This window comes from Acinetobacter sp. 3657, assembly GCF_031456775.1.
Classification (GTDB): Bacteria; Pseudomonadota; Gammaproteobacteria; order Pseudomonadales; family Moraxellaceae; genus Acinetobacter.
Window position 1 is genome coordinate 175,310 of record NZ_JAVDVH010000006.1, and the last position, 19,828, is coordinate 195,137.

At 39.6% G+C, this 19,828-nt stretch carries 19 protein-coding genes; 10 read left to right on the forward strand and 9 right to left on the reverse strand.

Features of this window, described 5'->3' with window-relative positions; genetic code table 11:
- Positions 1–39: 39 nt before the first annotated feature.
- Complete coding sequence (locus J2Y37_RS09280) at positions 40–864, forward strand: YwqG family protein (protein WP_349032623.1); 825 nt, start codon at positions 40–42, stop codon at positions 862–864.
- Between the two features lie 47 nt (positions 865–911).
- Here J2Y37_RS09280 and J2Y37_RS09285 read toward each other — a convergent pair whose 3' ends face one another.
- The 3 genes from J2Y37_RS09285 to J2Y37_RS09295 all read right to left on the reverse strand — a co-directional run bounded on the left by J2Y37_RS09285 (position 912) and on the right by J2Y37_RS09295 (position 3,212).
- The gene (locus J2Y37_RS09285) at positions 912–1,487 is read right to left on the reverse strand and encodes a xanthine phosphoribosyltransferase (RefSeq protein WP_034594882.1); all 576 of its coding nucleotides are present in this window, start codon (positions 1,485–1,487) and stop codon (positions 912–914) included.
- Between the two features lie 132 nt (positions 1,488–1,619).
- Positions 1,620–2,333: a DUF3108 domain-containing protein gene (locus tag J2Y37_RS09290; RefSeq protein WP_241323273.1), complete on the reverse strand. Its 714-nt coding sequence runs from the start codon at positions 2,331–2,333 to the stop codon at positions 1,620–1,622.
- A gap of 195 nt (positions 2,334–2,528) precedes the next feature.
- Entirely contained in the window at positions 2,529–3,212 is a 684-nt protein-coding gene (locus tag J2Y37_RS09295) for a hypothetical protein (protein WP_004668618.1), read from the reverse strand.
- A 189-nt stretch (positions 3,213–3,401) separates the two neighbouring features.
- Here J2Y37_RS09295 and J2Y37_RS09300 point away from each other — a divergent pair, with 189 nt between their 5' ends.
- Positions 3,402–4,328 carry an energy transducer TonB gene (locus tag J2Y37_RS09300; protein WP_349032624.1) on the forward strand — a complete coding sequence of 309 codons (927 nt, stop codon included), beginning with the start codon at positions 3,402–3,404 and terminating at the stop codon, positions 4,326–4,328.
- A 271-nt stretch (positions 4,329–4,599) separates the two neighbouring features.
- On the forward strand, positions 4,600–6,777 hold the full coding sequence (locus tag J2Y37_RS09305) for a TonB-dependent siderophore receptor (protein ID WP_349032625.1): 2,178 nt from the start codon (positions 4,600–4,602) through the stop codon (positions 6,775–6,777).
- Positions 6,778–6,861: 84 nt separating this feature from the next.
- Here J2Y37_RS09305 and J2Y37_RS09310 read toward each other — a convergent pair whose 3' ends face one another.
- The 4 genes from J2Y37_RS09310 to miaB all read right to left on the reverse strand — a co-directional run bounded on the left by J2Y37_RS09310 (position 6,862) and on the right by miaB (position 10,280).
- Positions 6,862–7,149 (reverse strand): antibiotic biosynthesis monooxygenase, encoded by a 288-nt coding sequence (locus J2Y37_RS09310; RefSeq protein ID WP_241323271.1) that lies wholly within the window; start codon positions 7,147–7,149, stop codon positions 6,862–6,864.
- Between the two features lie 11 nt (positions 7,150–7,160).
- Complete coding sequence (gene ybeY / locus J2Y37_RS09315; RefSeq protein WP_004668625.1) at positions 7,161–7,646, reverse strand: rRNA maturation RNase YbeY; 486 nt, start codon at positions 7,644–7,646, stop codon at positions 7,161–7,163.
- A gap of 61 nt (positions 7,647–7,707) precedes the next feature.
- Positions 7,708–8,745, reverse strand: a complete 1,038-nt coding sequence (locus J2Y37_RS09320; protein WP_165382389.1) for a PhoH family protein — start codon at positions 8,743–8,745, stop codon at positions 7,708–7,710.
- Between the two features lie 83 nt (positions 8,746–8,828).
- Positions 8,829–10,280 (reverse strand): tRNA (N6-isopentenyl adenosine(37)-C2)-methylthiotransferase MiaB, encoded by a 1,452-nt coding sequence (gene miaB, locus J2Y37_RS09325; protein ID WP_004668629.1) that lies wholly within the window; start codon positions 10,278–10,280, stop codon positions 8,829–8,831.
- A gap of 215 nt (positions 10,281–10,495) precedes the next feature.
- Between miaB and J2Y37_RS09330 the strand changes: the two genes are divergently transcribed.
- From J2Y37_RS09330 to J2Y37_RS09345, 4 genes are all read left to right on the forward strand, one after another.
- Positions 10,496–12,487 (forward strand): transglycosylase SLT domain-containing protein, encoded by a 1,992-nt coding sequence (locus J2Y37_RS09330; RefSeq protein ID WP_349032626.1) that lies wholly within the window; start codon positions 10,496–10,498, stop codon positions 12,485–12,487.
- Positions 12,488–12,534: 47 nt separating this feature from the next.
- The gene (locus J2Y37_RS09335; RefSeq protein ID WP_005195026.1) at positions 12,535–13,203 is read left to right on the forward strand and encodes a hypothetical protein; all 669 of its coding nucleotides are present in this window, start codon (positions 12,535–12,537) and stop codon (positions 13,201–13,203) included.
- A gap of 166 nt (positions 13,204–13,369) precedes the next feature.
- Positions 13,370–14,356, forward strand: coding sequence for a malate dehydrogenase (locus J2Y37_RS09340; RefSeq protein WP_004668635.1), 987 nt, complete (start codon positions 13,370–13,372; stop codon positions 14,354–14,356).
- A 162-nt stretch (positions 14,357–14,518) separates the two neighbouring features.
- Complete coding sequence (locus J2Y37_RS09345; protein ID WP_005195028.1) at positions 14,519–14,761, forward strand: DUF2789 family protein; 243 nt, start codon at positions 14,519–14,521, stop codon at positions 14,759–14,761.
- Positions 14,762–15,056: 295 nt separating this feature from the next.
- On the opposite strand, the gene J2Y37_RS09350 is transcribed toward J2Y37_RS09345, so the two are convergent.
- Positions 15,057–15,584 (reverse strand): hypothetical protein, encoded by a 528-nt coding sequence (locus tag J2Y37_RS09350; protein ID WP_349032627.1) that lies wholly within the window; start codon positions 15,582–15,584, stop codon positions 15,057–15,059.
- Between the two features lie 114 nt (positions 15,585–15,698).
- Positions 15,699–16,307 (reverse strand): 2OG-Fe(II) oxygenase, encoded by a 609-nt coding sequence (locus tag J2Y37_RS09355; protein ID WP_004668640.1) that lies wholly within the window; start codon positions 16,305–16,307, stop codon positions 15,699–15,701.
- A 382-nt stretch (positions 16,308–16,689) separates the two neighbouring features.
- Here J2Y37_RS09355 and rlmJ point away from each other — a divergent pair, with 382 nt between their 5' ends.
- Genes rlmJ through J2Y37_RS09370 form a run of 3 tightly spaced genes read left to right on the forward strand, consistent with a single transcriptional unit; the run spans position 16,690 to position 19,497 of the window.
- A complete protein-coding gene (gene rlmJ / locus J2Y37_RS09360; RefSeq protein WP_004668641.1) occupies positions 16,690–17,547 on the forward strand; it encodes a 23S rRNA (adenine(2030)-N(6))-methyltransferase RlmJ in 858 nt (285 codons plus the stop codon).
- A gap of 38 nt (positions 17,548–17,585) precedes the next feature.
- Complete coding sequence (gene pssA, locus J2Y37_RS09365; protein ID WP_004668642.1) at positions 17,586–18,419, forward strand: CDP-diacylglycerol--serine O-phosphatidyltransferase; 834 nt, start codon at positions 17,586–17,588, stop codon at positions 18,417–18,419.
- Positions 18,420–18,435: 16 nt separating this feature from the next.
- Positions 18,436–19,497 (forward strand): DUF6670 family protein, encoded by a 1,062-nt coding sequence (locus tag J2Y37_RS09370; protein ID WP_349032628.1) that lies wholly within the window; start codon positions 18,436–18,438, stop codon positions 19,495–19,497.
- Positions 19,498–19,828: the final 331 nt, after the last annotated feature.

Genomic DNA, 19,828 nt, shown 5'->3' on the forward strand with positions numbered 1-19,828 from the left:
TATTAAGTTCTATAAATAGCGACATGGATAATCAACAAAATGAAACTTCAACCTGAGAATTTACCGAGTACTTTGCATCCATACTTAGAAAAAATTTCAGCAACTATGCTGCCGACTGTCACCATGCAGCTAACACCAAGTGATGATTTAACTTTATGGCAAAGTAAGATTGGTGGGCAGCCTTATTTACCGCTAGACATCACTTATCCTGTCGATTCGAATGGCAATCCATTGGTTTTATTGGCGCAGTTCAATTTTGCTGAAACTCCAAATTTACCTCATTTTCCAGACAAGGGAATTTTGCAGTTTTATATCGCTGCCGATGATTTATATGGGATGAATTTTGATGACCAACAGCAGCAATCAAGCTTTAAAGTTTTATATTTTGATCAGATTATTGAAGATGCAACACACTTAAAACAGGATTTTTTCGAGCTTGAATTTGATGAAGATGCTTATTTGCCTTTTACTGGACAGTATTCGATTGAATTTCAGCATGCTGAGCAGGTCATTAGTCTGGAAGATTTTGCTTTTGGAAAGAAAATTCTCAATGTTGATGAACTTTACGATTTTGAAGATCAATTCGAGGGGGGCGATTTCGAAAATGATTTTATTGAGCCTTACCATGAATTGCTTTCTGCAAGCGGGCATCGATTAGGTGGCTATCCATTTTTTACGCAAAGCGATCCACGTGGCTATAAGGAAAATATTCAAGACTATATTTTGCTATTTCAATTGGATACGGATGATGCCGAAAACGATATTATGTGGGGGGATTCTGGTGTCGGCAATTTCTTTATTCACCCAGAAGATTTAAAGAAAAGAGATTTTTCTAAAGTCCTCTATAACTGGGACTGTTGCTAAATAAAAAAGCGGATGAGTGATCATCCGCTTTTTCTGGATATTGAATCTTATTCAGTTACAAAAGTTACTTTGCCATCGACTAAAGATTTAACTCGCGCCAAAGATTCAACACGATAGCCTTTTTCAATGAGTAAATCACGACCGACTTGGAATGATTTCTCAATCACGATACCAACACCGACCACTTCAGCATTGGCTTGATGGATCAAATCAATCAGACCAAGTGCAGCTTGACCATTTGCCAAGAAGTCATCAATCACCAGTGCTTTATCACTTGAGTTGATGTGCTTGTTTGAAATCGCAATAGTACTTTCAGTTTGTTTGGTAAATGAAAACACTTTAGAACGGTAAAGATCATCTTTAAGCGTTAATGATTGGTATTTACGAGCGAAAATCACAGGTACACCGAGTTCTAGTCCAGCCATGATCGCTGGTGCAATCCCTGATGCTTCGATGGTAATGATTTTGGTAATACCTGCGTCTTTAAAGCGAGCAGCAAACTCTTTACCAATCAACTGCATAAGAACAGGGTCGATTTGATGATTTAAGAAAGCATCAACTTTTAAGACTTGATCAGATAGAACGATACCTTCATTTAAGATTTTCTGTTCTAAAGCGTACACGGGAGAATCCTCTAAAACGGATGCTTTTTCAAGCAAAGGCATATTTTAGAAAGCATCGAAAAAATTGCAAGCCAAAATTACAGAGTTTGGTGATATTTCACATAAGTTTGCGATATCTGGTTGCTTTAGCGATTAATTGGATTTACCTGAATAGCCCGTTAATAATAGCCCATAAGATGATTTGCCATCATTGTGCGCCATTTTTACTGGAAGATAGTCAAGTTGTGGTGCTAACCAAAATACGGTATTGCGTTCAGGCTTGTCGTGTTGCATCACGACTTTAATCGTATTAAAGGTACCGTAATTGGTCTTGATCGTTTCGGTTCCTTGTCTTACAAAGCGACGATCATCCAATGCTTTTGCATCGGCGATTTGGTATTTGGTTCTGAGGGTATTGTTTTTCAAATCTTCACGGATTTGCAGTTCAGCATTGAGTTCATCTAATGCGCCTGCTTGCCATGCAAATGAGCGAGATTTATCATCTTTTTTGGTATTGATGACTTTGCTGCTGGGGTTGAAGTTAATACTCATTGTATTGTTGTGGATTAAAATTTTGCTACTGCGACTAAATTTCTGAGAAATAATTTTATTGTCTACAAAACCAAACTGACTGGTTTCAGACGCTGAAGCAATGCCACCCGCTTTCGCTGTAAATTGATAAGTCCAGTTGTTGCCTTGTTGAGACAAGGTACGAGTAGCTGAACCTAGGTTTTTATTGTTGTAGCTAAATTGATAGCTTGCTTGGAAGGGTGTCATTGCCAAAGCATGGCTCGATAAGCTTGCACACAAGATTGCAGCGGAGCTTACGGTGGTGATACCAAGAACTTTCGATAATTTCTTTGTCATAATACGATGTCCTTTGAGTAAATACATCATGCATCACTCGCTTATCAGGAGGATTTATAATTATTATGCCTGTAGATTGTGAAGAAAAAATCAGGCTTTTTACTCAGCACTTGTTAATTTTCGTATAGATCATGGTGTTATATGTTTTATTGGCGGCAAGAACCTAGAGGTTACTTGCCTGATTTCGAGTGAATCTTATTTTTTCTTTAAGTTCTTTTGCAGGATGGGTGTCACTGTGGTGTCTTCTATATCCTCATCATCAAAGCGATCATCATCCGATGGATATAACATTGCAGCAAGATTGACATTGCCCCATACAATGAGTTCTGCTGGGCGAACCCGAGCACGATTGACGTGAACTTTACTGAGTGTTTCGATAATGCTTGGTTTTTTACCAAACCAGCGATTTAAATCAAGATATAGCAAATCATCTTTGACGGTCACAATTTCAAAATGCGCTAAAATCTTGCCTAGAGGATCTTCTTCTTTGAATTTTTGATAGTACCAAATGGCAATATAGAAGCCCCATTTTTGGAAGATATTTTTAAATTTTGCTTCGATGACTTGGGTATTACTAATTTGCTCAAACACCATTAATTGTACATGTTGATTCATTTCCATCTGAATCAGTTTTAAGTCTACAGAAAGTGTGGTGTGTAAACCTTTAACATCCAATGTAGTGTATAAACGTAGCCAACCATCATACAGATCTGCATGTAGGTCTTGCATGATCTCTACATTTTCTGTGACGTAACGCTCCATGGTTGCATTCACAAATACTTGTGAAAGTGGAAATTCTCTTTCTTCTTCGATGAATTCTTCGGCTTTTTGGTAAACTTTACGTAGACGTTTAACGACGGATGAGAGTAGCGTTTGCATAAAAGTTGTTCCAGAAAGTGAATGGTTTATTCGCCATCTTTTATTAACTAAAAAATAAAATTAAATTTGTAGCTTGCAGTGTAGCAAAATTAATTGCTACATTTTCATAAAATGAAGGTATGGAAACACTGCAACCATAAGTGGATCACATTTTTCTTAACTTTTGAATATTGGTTTGGTTTTTATACGGTGAGTGCCGTTGGGGATGCGACTTTTTGTCGCTTAAATACCATGTGGAATAAAATAAATTTTCGTACTGAGTTGTCTCATCATTGGTGGCAAGACCCAATTTTCGTTGGGGCTGTTGCTTTAGCGATGCTGTTACATGGTGGTGTACTGGTGACTCAGTTTGCGATGCCATCTCCATCGGATACTTCGACCAAAGAAATCGCGGTTTCGGTTCGCTTAAGTCAAGAAAAAGTCAAAGATGCAGATTTTTTAGCGCAAGCTGATCAAACTGGTTCAGGTGACTTTCACAAAGCACATCGTATGTCGAGTGATATGCCATCACCGATGCAAACTGATGCAACAGCAGGTGAAAACGAACTGGAGAGCCTTGAAACTATACAACAAAAGCGAGAGCTAAAATTTGAAGAAAAAGTGCTTATGACTGTGCTCAGTTGGCAAAAACAAGCAGAGCAAAGTGAGCGTAAAAAAGCTTTAGAAGAATTGCAAAGTCAGTTTCAAGCAAAAGCAGCGATGGTGGCAAGCTTAGAAGCGCAATATTTACAACGACAACAAAATTTCAGCCGTAAACAACGCATTAAAACCGTTGATGGTATTCAGGCCAAACAAGATGCATCAGCGGCATATTTGGATAAGTTCCGCCAAAAGGTAGAATTGTATGGCAATCGCTATTATCCAGATGCAGCGAAGCAACAGCGTTTAGCGGGTGAAGTTCGCTTAATGGTGATTTTAAATGCGCAGGGTGGTATTCGTGCCATTCGTTTAATTGAGAGTTCTGGACACTCGATTTTGGATGAAGCTGCGCGCGCTTCGGTTCGTCGTGGAGCACCATTTGGTGCTTTTGATGCGGGTATGAAAGAGATTTCAGAATTACGTATCATTCGTACATGGCGTTTTGATCCAGTGGATGCGGAATTTGAAGTGCATTAATTAAATGTGCTTTTGATAGGAATCCTAATGAAAAAAATTAATTAAAAAAGTAGGTTGTGTCTTATAGATTCTTTATTTCGTTCCAAAACTTAAAAAAAACAAAGAGTCACTTTTGATAGATGACTCTTGAATTGATAATAAAAACGATTATCATTTGCATGATATTTTCTGTTCATTTCCTTTAGGGCGTAAATGCATCCTTCTTTAAAGTTTCGGGGGAAGGTGATGCATCTCTCCAAGTGCTCTATACCTTTAATAAGGACATATCTTCATGCATCAATATTCGGCGTTAAGCATTTTTAAAGCGCACCCACTTGCACTAGCAATGGCGACAGTGTTATTACCTTCACTAGCTTTTGCTGAATCAAATAATGAAAGTGCTCAGTTGCCAACAATTATAGTAAAAGCAGAGAAGAGGGATATTGCAACAACAGAAGGGACAGGAAGTTACACAGCCCAGAGCACGAATACGGCAACGAAATTAAGTTTATCACTACGTGAAACACCACAAGCAGTGAAGATTTATACTCGCGAATATTTGGATGATAGAAATATTGTTTCTTTTCAAGATTTTATGAAAAATGTTACGGGTGTTACCGTTTCTCGTACAGATGAGCGCCAAAGTTATTTTGCTAGAGGATTTCAGGTGGATTATCACTTGATTGATGGTATACCCACAACCTTCTCACTAGCAGAAGGCGATCTTGATCTAGGTCTTTATGATCGTGTAGAAGTGGTTAAAGGTGCGAATGGTTTGATGACGGGTGCTGGGAATCCTGCTATAGGCTTAAACTTAGTTCGTAAACGTGCCAATGCAAAAGAGCTAACAGGAAATGTTAATGCCTCACTAGGATCATGGAATAGTTATTCAAGCTCTAACGATATTTCATCTCCATTAAATTCGGATGGTTCTTTACGTGGTCGTGTAGTAGTAAAGCATTCAGATGAAGATTCATTCATGGATTTTTATTCACGTGAACGAAATGTTGCTTATGCTGCTCTGGATTTTGACTTGTCAGATCGTACTTATTTATCGCTGGGGCTTGCCTATCAGCAATTAAATCGTGATGGAATTCGTTGGGGGGGATTGCCTGCTTTTTATAATGATGGAACACGAACTAAGTTTGGCCGTTCTTTGACCGTAAGTTCTGATTGGACTTATTGGAACGTTGATACAAAAGCATTTTTTACTAATCTAAAACAAAATATTTTTAATGATATAGATTTAAATATTGCCTACTCTTATCAGCGAAACGATAAAGAATCAGCTTTACTTTATGTTGATGGTAATGTGGATAAATCAACCAACAAAAGTTTGGGAGCTGTGTCCGTATATTCTTCAGATGCTAGAAATGATGAAAATAATGTGGATCTTTATTTATCTTCGCCTTTTATGATAGCTGATCGTAAACAAGAAATTATATTAGGTGGTTCGTGGAATAAAAGTCAATTGGTTAATAGTCGTTTTGGGACAATTCAAGGAAAGAGTCAAGGGACCAATGATCTAGATATTGACAAGTGGCAGCAGTTGGATTTTTCTAATATGAATACTCAGTTGTTAACACCTATTACCAATCCAAATAAGTTAGCAGGAAATGAAACGACACAAATGGGGTATTATCTTGCTGGTAAGTTCCAAGTTCTTGATCCTATAAAAATTGTAGCTGGCGCACGATTATCAAACTGGGAATATAAGTCTGAAGATAATAAAGGCAATCGTGAATTTAAGGATCAATTCACACCATACTTTGGTGTTGTCTATGACTTTGCCCAAGATCATTCTCTTTACGCGAGTTATACCGATATTTTTAAACCGCAGAATCGTCGTGAAGAAAATGGTAACTATCTAGATCCAATCATTGGACGAAATTATGAGACGGGAATAAAAAGTGAATGGTTTGGTGGTCATTTAAATACAGCTTTATCCATATTTAGAATTGAACAAACGAATTTTGCTGAATCAATTACAGGTACGTTTGTTAAGAATGCGCAAGGTGTAGTAACTTCTGAGCAGGCTTATCGTGGGGTTGATGGTGTTGTAAGTAAAGGCGTAGAGTTTGAGGTTGATGGTGAGATCAATGACAATTGGGGAATCAACTTCGGCATTGCAAACTTTGAAGCAAAAGATGCTAAAGATCAAAAAGTTGCTACGAATAGTGCACGCACAACATCAAATTTATTTATTAAATACAAAACCGATCAGTGGAATACTGGTGTGGGGGTGAATTATCGAGGTAAAACTTATACTGGTAGTGGGGCGACTTTAGTTGAACAAGATGATATTTTTCTTTTCAATGCGATGCTAGGTTATAAAATTGATAAAAATATAAGTGTTCAGCTAAATCTAGATAATTTATTGGATAAAGAATATTACGATGGAATTGGTGTAAATAGTATGAATTATGGCGCGCCACGTAATGCAACCTTAACGCTACGTTATCAGTTCTAAATATCGGATGAAATAAAAAACGGCTTAATGAAAGCCGTTTTTTATTGTGTATGTGGATAAGTTGTTTATTATCCACATTCTATTTTAGGCTGAGTAGGAGCGTTCTACTTTGCAGATCTCAACACTAAAGCTTTGATACCACTTTGCTTTACCTAGATGCTGAGCAACTTGATGTTCTGCATCTTGTTGCCAGAGCTTTATATCTTCCAAGCAATTCCAGTATGACAGCGCAATTTCAAAGCCATTTTCACTACAGGCTTCAAACTTTACACAGTTAAATTCCGTTAAAGCTTTATTCCTTAGCTTTTGCGCCATTTCTGAATAAGTTGCATCAAGTTGTTTAATTGTGGCCTTAAAAATGACGATATACATAGATACTTTACTCAGATCTCATCGGCTTGGTATGGGTTTGCAACCCCGAGCTTTTTAAGAATCGCGATTTCCAAAGCTTCCATTTCTTCAGCATCTGTTTCATTGGTTTCGTGATCGTAACCCAATAAATGCAAAACACCATGAACAAGTAGGTGAGTGAAATGTTGGTTCGGTGTTTTTTGTTGCTCAGTGGCTTCTTGTAAAACCACAGGAATACAAATAACCAAATCACCCAGAGGCTCTGCATCCAGTAAGTTAAGCATTTCTTCTGGGATATCACTTGGAAAAGACAGTACATTGGTCGGTTTGTCTTTTTCACGATATTGCAAATTCAGCTCATGGCTTTCAGCAACATCTACACAAGCAATGCCTATTTCGCAGTCAACCTCGAAACCAACATGACGTAATGCTGTTTCGAGCTGTTTTTTGATTTGACCACGTTTTAGGGGGAGTTCAGCCGTTTGAAAGTCTTGTTGAAGACTTAGATTGATTTTCAAAAATAGATCCTTAATTAATCGTCCTCACCCCCACTGTTATAAAGTAGGGGTGAGGTTTTTCTTAAATGTGTTGTGCATCTGCTGCGGAGTCATTCTCTGCAATCAGTGCTTCTTGTTTGGCTTTACGTTCGGCACGGGCTTCAGCGGATAAACGCTGTTGCTCACTGTCCCAGCCTTCGTAAGCTTCAACAATCTTCTGTACCAATTGATGACGAACCACATCACGAGAATGAAAGCGTGTGATATGGATTTCATGTACATTTTCTAGGACACGCAAAGCTTGTGCTAAACCAGATTGCTGACCACGCGGCAAATCGACTTGCGTGACATCACCCGTAATTACCGCACGAGAACCAAAGCCTAAACGAGTGAGGAACATCTTCATTTGTTCAGGCGTGGTGTTTTGCGCTTCATCTAAAATCACAAAAGAGTGATTTAAGGTACGACCACGCATATAAGCAAGCGGGGCAACTTCAATCACTTGACGCTCGATCAGTTTGGCGACTTTCTCGAAGCCAAGCATTTCATATAAAGCGTCATAAAGTGGGCGTAAATATGGATCAATTTTTTGGGTTAAATCACCGGGTAAAAAACCAAGTTTCTCACCTGCTTCGACAGCAGGACGAACCAATAAGATACGTTGGATTTCATTACGCTCAAGCATATCGACGGCAGCAGCAACAGCTAGGTAAGTTTTACCTGTACCTGCTGGACCAATACCGAACGAAATATCACTTTGTAGGATACGTTGCACATAGCGTTTTTGGTTTGTGCCGCGAGGATTAATTCGGCCTTTACGGGTCTGAAAATAGACATCTAAGGGGGTCTCCTCTTGATCTACTCCTTCACCGACCAATTCGAAGTCTCGGTCGGTTTGGGAGGATTGGATCATAAGATGGAGTAAATCAGCACTGACTTGTTGTGATGTTTCAGACTCCGCATAGAGCCGTTGCAATAATGCTTCGGCTCTTTCGACCGTTTCAATCTCACCGTCGAGGTAGAAAGCATCGCCTCGGTGAGTAATTTTGACATCTAAACGTTGTTCGATTTGTTTTAAATGCCCGTTATACGCACCGAGCATGCTTTTTAAGCGTTCCATTGAAATCTCAGGGAACGTTACTGTACGTCGAATCGCTGCAGTCAAGAGAAACCCTCTTATTGACTTATGAGAATACCTCTACATTACGCCACGTCAGGTTCAAGATTCAAGAGTTCACCATAAACTAAATTTAAAGTTTTAATTTCAGTAATCTCAATTTCTGCGAAACGTCCAACCCACGTTGCATCACCGATAAAGGCAACCAAACGAGTATTGTCCGCTGTTCCCATTAATACATTTGGATCTTTATCAGATACTTTTTCAATCAGCACACGTTCGATTTTACCCAGCATGGCATCGGTTTTATCTATGCTCGATTTTTTAATCACTTGCTGCACTTGTGCTAAACGATCTTTTTTCACTTGATCTGGTGTGTCATCAGCGAGGTCAGAAGCAGGTGTGCCCGGACGTTTTGAATACACAAAACTATAAGAATGGTCAAAATCTAAGTCTTTAATAAACTGTAAGGTTTCAGCAAAGTGCGCATCAGTTTCACCTGGGAAACCAATAATAAAGTCACTGGATAAGTGCATATCTGGACGGACTTTACGGAGTTTGGCGATTTTATCAATATACACATCAATGGTGTGATTACGTTTCATTGCTTGGAGTACATCATTTGAACCGCTTTGTACAGGTAAATGCAAATGCGACACCATTTGTGGTAAGTCACGGTAGCATTGAATCAGTTCATCAGAAAATTCAAGTGGGTGAGAGGTGGTATAACGCAAACGTCCAATTCCAGGGATTTCAGCCACTAGGCGAAGTAGTTCTGGGAACGTACAGATATCACCCTCAAATGTTTCACCACGATAACCATTGACGTTTTGACCAAGCAAGCTGATCTCACGTACACCTTTTTCTGCGAGTCCTGCAATTTCCGCCAAGACATCATCCAGTGGGCGAGAAACTTCTTCACCACGAGTATAAGGAACGACACAAAATGAACAGTATTTAGAACAACCTTCCATGATCGACACGAAAGCTTTAAAGCCTTCCACGCGTGGTTCTGGTAGAAAGTCGAACTTTTCAATATCTGGGAAAGAAATATCAACCAGTTTAATTTTATCTTTTTTCGGTTTTTCGATTTGGGCCTGATGCTGATCAAGCATTTGCGGTAACCGATGTAGGGTCTGTGGACCAAAGACCATATCGACATAAGGTGCGCGTTTCTGAATGTTGTCGCCTTCTTGCGATGCAACACAGCCACCAACACCAATCACGAGATCTGGATTCTGTTCTTTGAGTTTGCGCCAACGTCCCAATCCGCTAAAAACCTTTTCTTGAGCTTTTTCACGAATAGAACAAGTGTTCATCAGTAAAATGTCAGCTTCTTTGGGATCAGTGGTCAGTACATAACCGTGTGAATCGCCGAGTAAATCTGCCATACGGTGACTGTCATACTCATTCATCTGACACCCTTGCGTTTCAATATAAAGTTTTTTAATTGAAACATCAGTGGTGTGCATTGGCTGGGTAACAGTGTTTTCTGAGGCAGCTTTTAAAGCACTTGGAATGAATGTTTGAACCGTCATGCAGGCTCCTGAACAAGGTGAGTTTGAACAAAGCGCGGATTATAGCAGTATTTTTGTATGTGCGGAGAGAATAAAAAACTGACAAAAAAAGACAGTTTGTGATGAAAATTGTATAAGCGTTAATGAATATGAATCAGTAAGTTACATAACACAACAATAGAGGAAAGCTAGACTTATTACACTATCACCGTTGGATGAATTGGGCATATTGATTGATGACGATGAAAAAGCAAGGTGATTTTATAACGATGGAAAGTAATAAAGTGAACAACAAGAACAACTTCCGCCGTTTTATCGCAATGGGTGGCTTGCTAGCGTGTTCATCCGTCTATGCTTTAGATGCACAGTTTAATGATGCTTTACGTGCCGCCAATGCCAGTAACATTGCGATGCTCGATCAATTTCAAGAGCAAATGCAAAATGATGTATTAGGTTATTATCCAGAATACTGGAAATTAAATACCAATCTTGGTTTTCAGCCCGCATCTGCCATTATTAGTTTTGCCCAACGCTATCCGCAATCTGCGATGGCAGAAAAGTTGGCAGCAGATTATGTTGAGGAAAAAGTTAAACTTGCGAGTTTTACTGAAGCTAAACCAGTTTTAAGTTATGTGACCAATCCTGACCAAGCAGAAAGCTGTGCCATCGCGCAAGTCAGAGCGAGAACTGGAGACAGTTTAGTTTTTGCTGAGTATAAAGATATTTGGTTAACCACAAATTCTCAGCCTGAATCATGCAATGGTTTAGGTCGAATGATGCTTTCTAGTCCATTAATGACCGCACAAGATCGTCAGCAAAGATTGTGGGGGCAGTTACGTGCAGGGCAGTCAGGGCCGGCTATCGCAACTGCACAAGCACTAGGATTGAGCTTATCTTTAGCACAATTCAATCAGATTCAAGCCAATCCATTAGAGTATTTATGGAGTGCGACCAAAAGCAATGATGCCGATTATGCTTATCTCATTTTCGCTATCGGGCGGATTGCGGATAGTGACCTAACCAATGCATTGGCCAATCTTCCACGTGCTGTTCAAGACACGCCACCTGCAGTACAACAGTATTTGTATCGTACAGTGGGCTATGTCGGTGGTACTACGGTCATGAAAAATGGTTTTAATCGTAGCGTGTTGAATGCTTTCGATCAAAGTTATGGTTATCCATTTAGTCCTGAAGAAGCGGAAATTTATGCGCGTCAGTCGATTCGATTTGGTTCATGGGAAAGTCTGATTCGTGCGATTGATGCGATGTCGGTAACCCAGAAGCAAGAAGATCGTTGGCAATATTGGCTGGCTCGAGCGTCTGAGCAACGTTCAGATGCAGCATCTAAACAAGCAGCCCAGCAGATTTATCGTAGACTGGCTCAAGCTGGTGATGACTATCATAATTTACTTGCCAAAGATCGTTTAGGCGAACGGTATAATCATAAGCCATACGATGAACAACCAAGTTCACAAGATATTCAACGACTCAACCAAAATATTCATTTTAAGCGGGCATTTACATTAAGAGATGTCAATGCACCTGCAACGTATACCAATAGAGAATGGAATTGGGCTGTTCGACAAGCCTATTTGCAACAAGATGATGGCCTATTATTGGCAGCGGCAAAACGCGCACATGATATGGGTTGGTATGATCGAGCGATTTATGCGGCTGATCGAACCACATCGAAACATAATGATACCTATCGTTATACTACCCCGCATCGTAGTAATGTGAGCAGTCATAGCTACAATGCAGGCGTTGATCCTGCTTGGGCTTATGGTCTGATGCGTCAAGAAAGTCGTTTTGTCACTTCAGCTCGCTCGCATGTTGGCGCAGGTGGCTTAATGCAAATCATGCCAAATACAGCGAAGTTAATTGCGCGTCAAATGGGTGAAACCTATAACCCAGCAGCACTAAGTGAAATGAATACCAACATTCGTTACGGCACCTATTATCTTTCTATGATTCAAGGGCAACTGAGTGGGAATGCAGTGCTGGCAACAGCAGGTTATAACGCAGGTCCGAATCGTGCGCGACGTTGGCAACCCGATGGTCAAACCATTGCTGCGGATCAATACACAGAAAGCATTCCATTATTGGAGACACGTGACTACGTTAAACATGTCATGACCAATGCAACACATTATGGTGTGGTGCTCGGACAGGGTCCTCAATCCCTAGAAAAAAGGATGGGGGCGATTCCTGTACGCAATACCCCTTAAAAATACAATTGGATGTTTAATTTGAAATCATGAAGTTTTGGCATTTGATGAAATCGATAGATTTACTTGAAAGGCGGTTGACAAGATTGGGGCAGGCATTGCTTTGTTGCATCATCTTGTCATTTGGCACGCCATTATATGCAGCAGATCGCCCGAATATTGCTGGCTATATCTTGCATGTGCAAATGACGCCTGCTGTTTGTGCCTTAGATTCTTCAAAACAAAAACAACGTAAATGTCTAGAGGGATATTCGCTTACAATTTCAAGTCTACTTCCAGAAGTTCCTGTAAATCGTAATTGTGAAACGAAATCATCTGCTCAGCTTTCACCGCTGCAAGCAACCGTGGTTGCACGTGTGATGCCAAACGAAAATGAACGTGTACAGCTTTGGCAGAGTGTAGGGGGCTGCGTTCCGATGAATGCCAGTCAATATTTTAGGACGATTATTAACTTTGCAGAGCGCTTAAAAGTTCCAGCAGATCTAACCAGTCCAAATACAATTGCGGTTCAGAAAGAAAGTCTTAGACAACAATTCACCAAATTAAATCCATCCTTACCAGCGAATGGTATTCGCTTTAGCTGTCAATCCTCAAAATCAGATTCGATTTTAACGGAAATACGCGTCTGTTATCAGAAAAATGGGCAATATAAACAATGTGCTAGTCATGTTGTGACAGGATGCCCAAATGAATTTACGATTAAAGGCAGTTATTAACTTTTTGACTGGCTTGATTTGTATTTTCTATCAGACTTTTGTTGAAATCATTCTCTTTTACATGCATAAGATGCTGCTTTAGAGTACAATCTTTGCCGTTTATGATAATTCGATTGAGTCACAACTGAACTCAATCGTGCTAACGCACCTCATTGGAGAATATCACATGAAGCAACCCGTTCGTGTTGCCGTTACAGGCGCTGCAGGTCAAATTGGTTATAGCTTATTATTCCGTATTGCAAGCGGTGAAATGCTAGGTAAAGATCAACCTGTAATTTTACAATTGCTTGAAGTTCCTTTTGAGAAAGCTCAACAAGCGCTTAAAGGCGTGATGATGGAACTTGATGACTGTGCTTTCCCATTATTGGCGGGCATGATCGGGACTGATGATCCTAAAGTTGCATTTAAAGATGCTGACTATGCTTTGCTGGTCGGTTCTCGTCCACGCGGTCCTGGTATGGAACGTGCTGACTTGTTGAAAGTCAACGGTGAAATCTTCATTGGTCAAGGTCAAGCATTAAACGAAGTTGCGAGCCGTGATGTTAAAGTATTGGTTGTAGGTAATCCTGCAAACACCAATGCTTATATCGCAATGAAATCTGCTCCAGATCTTCCAGCGAAAAACTTTACAGCAATGTTACGTCTTGATCACAACCGTGCTTTGACTCAAATTGCTCAAAAAGCGGGTGTTGCTGTTTCTGATATCGAGAAATTAACAGTTTGGGGTAACCACTCTCCAACGATGTATGCTGACTACCGTTTTGCAACTGCAAATGGCGAAAGCTTAAAAGACAAAATCAACGATGCAGAATGGAATAAAGATACATTCCTTCCGACAGTTGGTAAACGTGGTGCTGCGATCATTGAAGCACGTGGTTTGTCTTCAGCTGCTTCAGCTGCTAACGCTGCAATTGATCATATGCGTGACTGGGCGTTGGGTACAAACGGCAAATGGGTAACTATGGGTATCCCATCTGACGGTTCTTATGGTATTCCAGAAGGCGTAATGTACGGTGTGCCAGTAACTTGTGAAAATGGTGAATACACACGTGTTGAAGGTCTTGAAATTGATGAATTCAGCCGTGAGCGTATGAACATCACACTTCAAGAACTTGAAGATGAACGTGCGGCAATTGCTGACATGTTAAAATAATTTATCTATTTTTAGATAAGTTTGAGAACGCCTTCATTTGAAGGCGTTTTTTTATGCGTTAAAAATGATAAACACAAAAAGCAACAAGAAAATAAATGTCTTTTCTGCAACGACTTCTTGTTTGTTGTTAAATTGGATATAGAAGATTAAAGGAGAAGAAAAATGTTTGAGCAACAACCGACATTAGAATTATTGTTTGAACAGCTAGGACTTGGCGCTGATGAAGCCGCAATTGAACGTTTTGTCCAAACACATCAACTCAGTGCTGGACAAAGACTGCATGAAGCTGAGTTTTGGAGTGCAGGACAAAGAGATTTCTTAAAAAGTCATATTGATAAAGATGATGAGTGGGCGATCGTGATTGATGAACTGAATCAACAACTACACCTTGATAGTACGCATTAAAAAATCAAAAAAATAAAGCTCACATGATTAGGGTCTGTTGACATTTCAGCCATGCATTGCGTTATAGGCAAAAACGACTCAAACAAGGCATGAAGCGCAGGCAATGGCGATCCCCTTGTCAAGTTTCATAACGAAGTTTGGGGAAGTTTTAGCCATAACCCTATGGGACAGGGGCATTTTTTGCTGCTACTGCGTTATGTCTTGCTCATTTAGAATGACTAAATTTCGCAAAACATGCCTTGTACCATCTAAAAAATGTCCACTGTCGCAAGCATCTGTGAAATGTCAACAGACCCTAGTGAGCTTTATTTCGTATGAGAGCTTTAAACCAGTCTTCCTGACGGATTAACTTAAATGCTGAATGTTCTTGTAATAACGCTAAATCATGGTCAATACATGACACATATTTCTTCAACCAGTGTTGAGTTAAAGCATTTTCTTTTTTAGCGGTTGAGGCATAAGCCAAGAAGAAATAAATATCTAAATGATGGTTATGTGCCAAAGGTTTTAAAATTTGTTGGGTAATTAAAGCAAAACGCTGCTCTTTGGTCAGTTCAAAGTACATCATATATGCTTTGGCTAAATATAAAGACAAATTCAAATACAAGCTCAGGGGCATTTCATCATTTGCAATGCGTGCCTGTTCAAGCAGGACGATAGCTTCTTGTAAAAAATGCACTTGTTCCTGACGAATATGGCTCAGCATGACCAATTGCAAGCGCAAGTCAGCTCGTTCTAAAGCCAGCTCTGGTGTGTCACTCGATAGATAGAGTTGATCTGTTTCACCAATACGAGCAATTACATCTTTGGTTTCATTCGTCATTCATTGATCCAAAATCGTCAGTTATGCTTAGATATATAAGGCTATTTGTCGCAATTTAAAGGTTGATATACCATAAACTTCACAACCTTACTTTATGTGTGTATTTAAGCGGGGCTATCCATTCCAAATCGAATTACTACTCCGTAGCCACGCTGTAATGGATAAGCGCTGTTGCTTTGACCGCAACACTTCATGTAATAAATCACTTTGGAAGATGACAAGGCGGTTTGATACAGGTTGGATGATGTGCCATTGATCATTTTTATCTTGGAGTCGTAACTGACCACCCCAATCTTCTTGCCAGCTTTCGTGTAAGTAAAAAACGGTGGAAATCATACGATCATTCTTTTGTTGAGGATTGTCGCGATGCAATGCGTAAAACTCACCTGCGTTATAACAAGCAAAATGAGCTTCGACTTCTTTAATCCCCAAATAGAATGCTTGATTCAATGCCTGCGATAAGTTTTCTAAAGTGTTGATATGCTTTTCAGCAATTGGGAGTTGATCATCAATCCACAAAATGTGATCACTTCGAATATGGCTGACCACACCATTTTGTATACCTGCTGCTCGAAATGCTTCCAAATTTGAACTACATTCTTGAACTAGATCTCGCACATATTCATGTGGGTATACATCGTCCACCAAAGCAAATCCAGACGTATTTAAATCATCTAAAATTTGATCAATATTCCAAGATGTAGGAAGCGAGGTGAATTGCATACAGTTCCAGTTAACATTCATTTGATTACAGTACAATTTTAGATGATCACATCAACGTTAAAGAATACTAAGGGGCTGTTGACATCTCAACCATGTCTTGCGTTATCGGCTAAAACAACACAAACAAGGCATGAAACGTAGGCAATGGTGACCCCCTTGTCAAGTTTCATAACGAAGTTTATGGAAGTTTTAGCCATAACCCTTTGGGACAGGTACATTTTTTGCTGCTACTGCGTTATGCCTTACTTATTTAGAATTGCTAAATTACGTAAGTCATGCCTTGTATCAGCTAAAAAATGTTCACTGTCGCAAGCATGTGTGAAATGTCAACAGCCCCTATTTCATGATAAACTATCCTTTGAATTGAGGAATAATTGTCAACATGAATTACCGTCACCATTTCCATGCAGGTAACTTTGCCGATGTTATGAAGCATGTACTTTTGCTTCAACTGCTTACTCGTTTAAATGCTAAAGATAAACCATATCGGTATATCGACACCCATGGTGGGGCGGGTAAATATAATTTATCACTTGCACCATCACAAAAATCAGGCGAGTTCCTCACAGGAATTCATCGTTTAGTGCAATTAAGCGAGATGGAAAAGCGCCAAGCACCTGAGTCCATTCAGGAGTTTTTAAAACTGGTTGGCAAGATACGCGAGCAGGAAGGTAAGGGGAGTTACCCAGGTTCACCTTGGTTTGCTTTACAGGCAATGCGAGATATTGATAAAGCGACTGTATTTGAAATGCAGCGCGATGTATTTGCTGAGTTACGTCACAATATTCATGATAAACGCATGGGCTTACACGAGCGTGATGCTTATGAAGGCTTATTTGGAGTTATTCCGCCAAAAGAAAAACGCGGATTGGTGATGATCGACCCACCATACGAATTAGAGCGTAAAGACTTTCCGCAATTGGTTGAACTTTTACAAGTCGCGCATAGCAAGTGGCCAACAGGTGTATTTGCGGTTTGGTATCCAATTAAAGATCGTGCCATGATCGACCGTTTTGAAAAGAAAATGTTTAAAACTGGGATCCGTCGTCAATTGGTCTGCGAAATTTGTGTATGGCCTGATGATACGCCAGTGGGATTAAATGGTTGTGGCTTACTGGTGATTAACCCGCCGTGGAAATTCTCAGAAGACGCTGATCAGGCTTTACAATGGTTATTTCCACATTTGCGTATGAGTGAAAATGGTGGTCATGCCGCAGTACGTTGGTTGGTGGGTGAGTAACCCGCCGACGTCAAAATATTGTCGAGGAATTGAAAATAATGACAAATTCTCCTAAACCTGATTCTGATTCAAATAAAGATGGGCGTTCTTTTGATCGCATTACATTTGAAGTGGAAGAAGAAGAGCATACGCACGAAGGGCAAAAAGTAAAACGTCGTGGTATTTATCTATGGCCAAACTTAATTACAACAGCGGCGCTTCTATCTGGTTTTTACTCAATTATTGCGAGTATGAATGGAAACTTTAATCAAGCCATCTATGCGATTTTCCTCGCTGCATTGCTTGATGGATTAGATGGACGAGTGGCGCGTGCGATTGGTGCACAAAGTGCCTTCGGCGAACAATATGATTCATTATCTGATCTGCTGGCTTTTGGGGTTGCACCTGCAATCTTAATGTATAGCTGGAGCTTACATGATTTGGGACGTATTGGTTTAGCGTGTTGCTTTATCTATACCGCATGTGCGGCATTCCGCTTGGCACGTTTCAATGTGCAAATTGGTGTGGTGGATAAACGTTACTTTATTGGTATCGCTAGCCCACTTGCTGCGGTCACTGTGATTTCACTGGTTTGGGTCGGACGCGATTATCCATTTATCTTTGATTTAAAAGATATTGTGATTCAAGTTATTAACTCTGTCGTTATGGTAGGGATTGGGTTGTTGATGATTTCAAATATCAAGTATTATTCATTTAAACAAATGGATCGTAAACGCGTACCATTTGTCGTGATGTTGCCTGTAGTCTTGATTTTTGCTGCGATCACGTACAACATTCCAGTAGGTATCTTGATTGTATGTATCCTATATGTGCTCTCAGGGTTTGTAACGACTTTATTTGCGAAAAAGAATGACTCAAAAATAACAACTTAAAATCTGGAGGTTCAGTATGCCAATGTTGATGAATAACAATCAATTAAAGCAACTGAACCTCAATAAGTCAGATGCTTTAACTTTCTATCCGCCCAAAGGTTTATTTAAAATCGTTTATCAGGCGTTGATTCTGCCGAATCTGCCTGCACCTTTTCATTATCTGAATTTCATTAGTTTAATTGGTCAGCCACGTATTCCGATTTGCTATAACGCCAGTGCGATCACCACAACAGCGATTGATACGGCAACGGTATTAGTGAGCAGCAGTGTAGCAACAGTTGGACATCTCAAAAGTTATAGTGCCAAAGAGCAATGCCAATTTGAAATTGATCGCTATCAATTTCTTGATATTGACGATATCCAAGTCGAATCACCCAATTATTATTTTAAACGATTTGATGAAGAATTAAGTTGTCAGTTAAAAGTAAATACGTACACTGAAATCGAAAATCATTCGGCTTTGCAATGGGGTGTCGCTGACTATTGGTATGCAAGGTGCCAGTGTGAAGGTGAAATTACCTATAAAGAACAAAAATATCAAATAGAAGCACAAGGTATTCTGAAGCATGCCAGAGCAGTTTATTTGCCATTTATCGCCTTTCATTTTTTTACTTATCAAATTATTCAAATTCGTTCAGATCTTCAAATCATACTTTCTGAGTTAAGGAATCAATGGAATAACATCATTTTTTCAAGAATTGAAATCCAGCACGACCAACAACAGACCATACTTTATGATCAGCACGTTATTTTTGATGTAACACGGGTTTATCCTAAAATCCAAACACCAAATGGGCGTGATATGTATTTAGCTCGAGAGTTTATTTGGCAATGTCAGGAAAATAATCAAGTTACTTTTCACCTGAAAGCACAAAGTCGAGGCGATTATAAATTTGGTTTAGCCGCAGGTTATGTGGGAAGTTTTCACTATCAGTTAATTTGGAAAAATGAACCATACGAAGGCACGGGGTATTGTGAATATATCGATTGCCGCCCTTTGCATTGGCAAGAAAAGAGTAAAACTGAACAAATATTAGATCAAATTCCACATTTTCAGCCTTATTTGTGCAAGAAATAGACACTCGTCACAATAAATTAAAAAAAGGGGTTGTGTGGGATTGGAAATGCTGTAGAATGCACATCCATCGGCGGTGATGCAGATAAAAACTTGTTGAGAAACAAGGATTTGGATTGAAAGATTTAAATCTTGGATTTGAGAATAAGTTTTAAAAATATCTAAATTGCCTGTTGACTTTTAAGAGATTAAGAGTAATATAGCCGACCTAGCTTGATGGTGACGAATCATCGAGAAGATCATTAAGAATTGAAGAAGAACAACTTGTGTGGATTTTTACTGGTTAATCGATCGAAATTATTTTCATTGATTAGATGGTAGAAATTACTCGAAG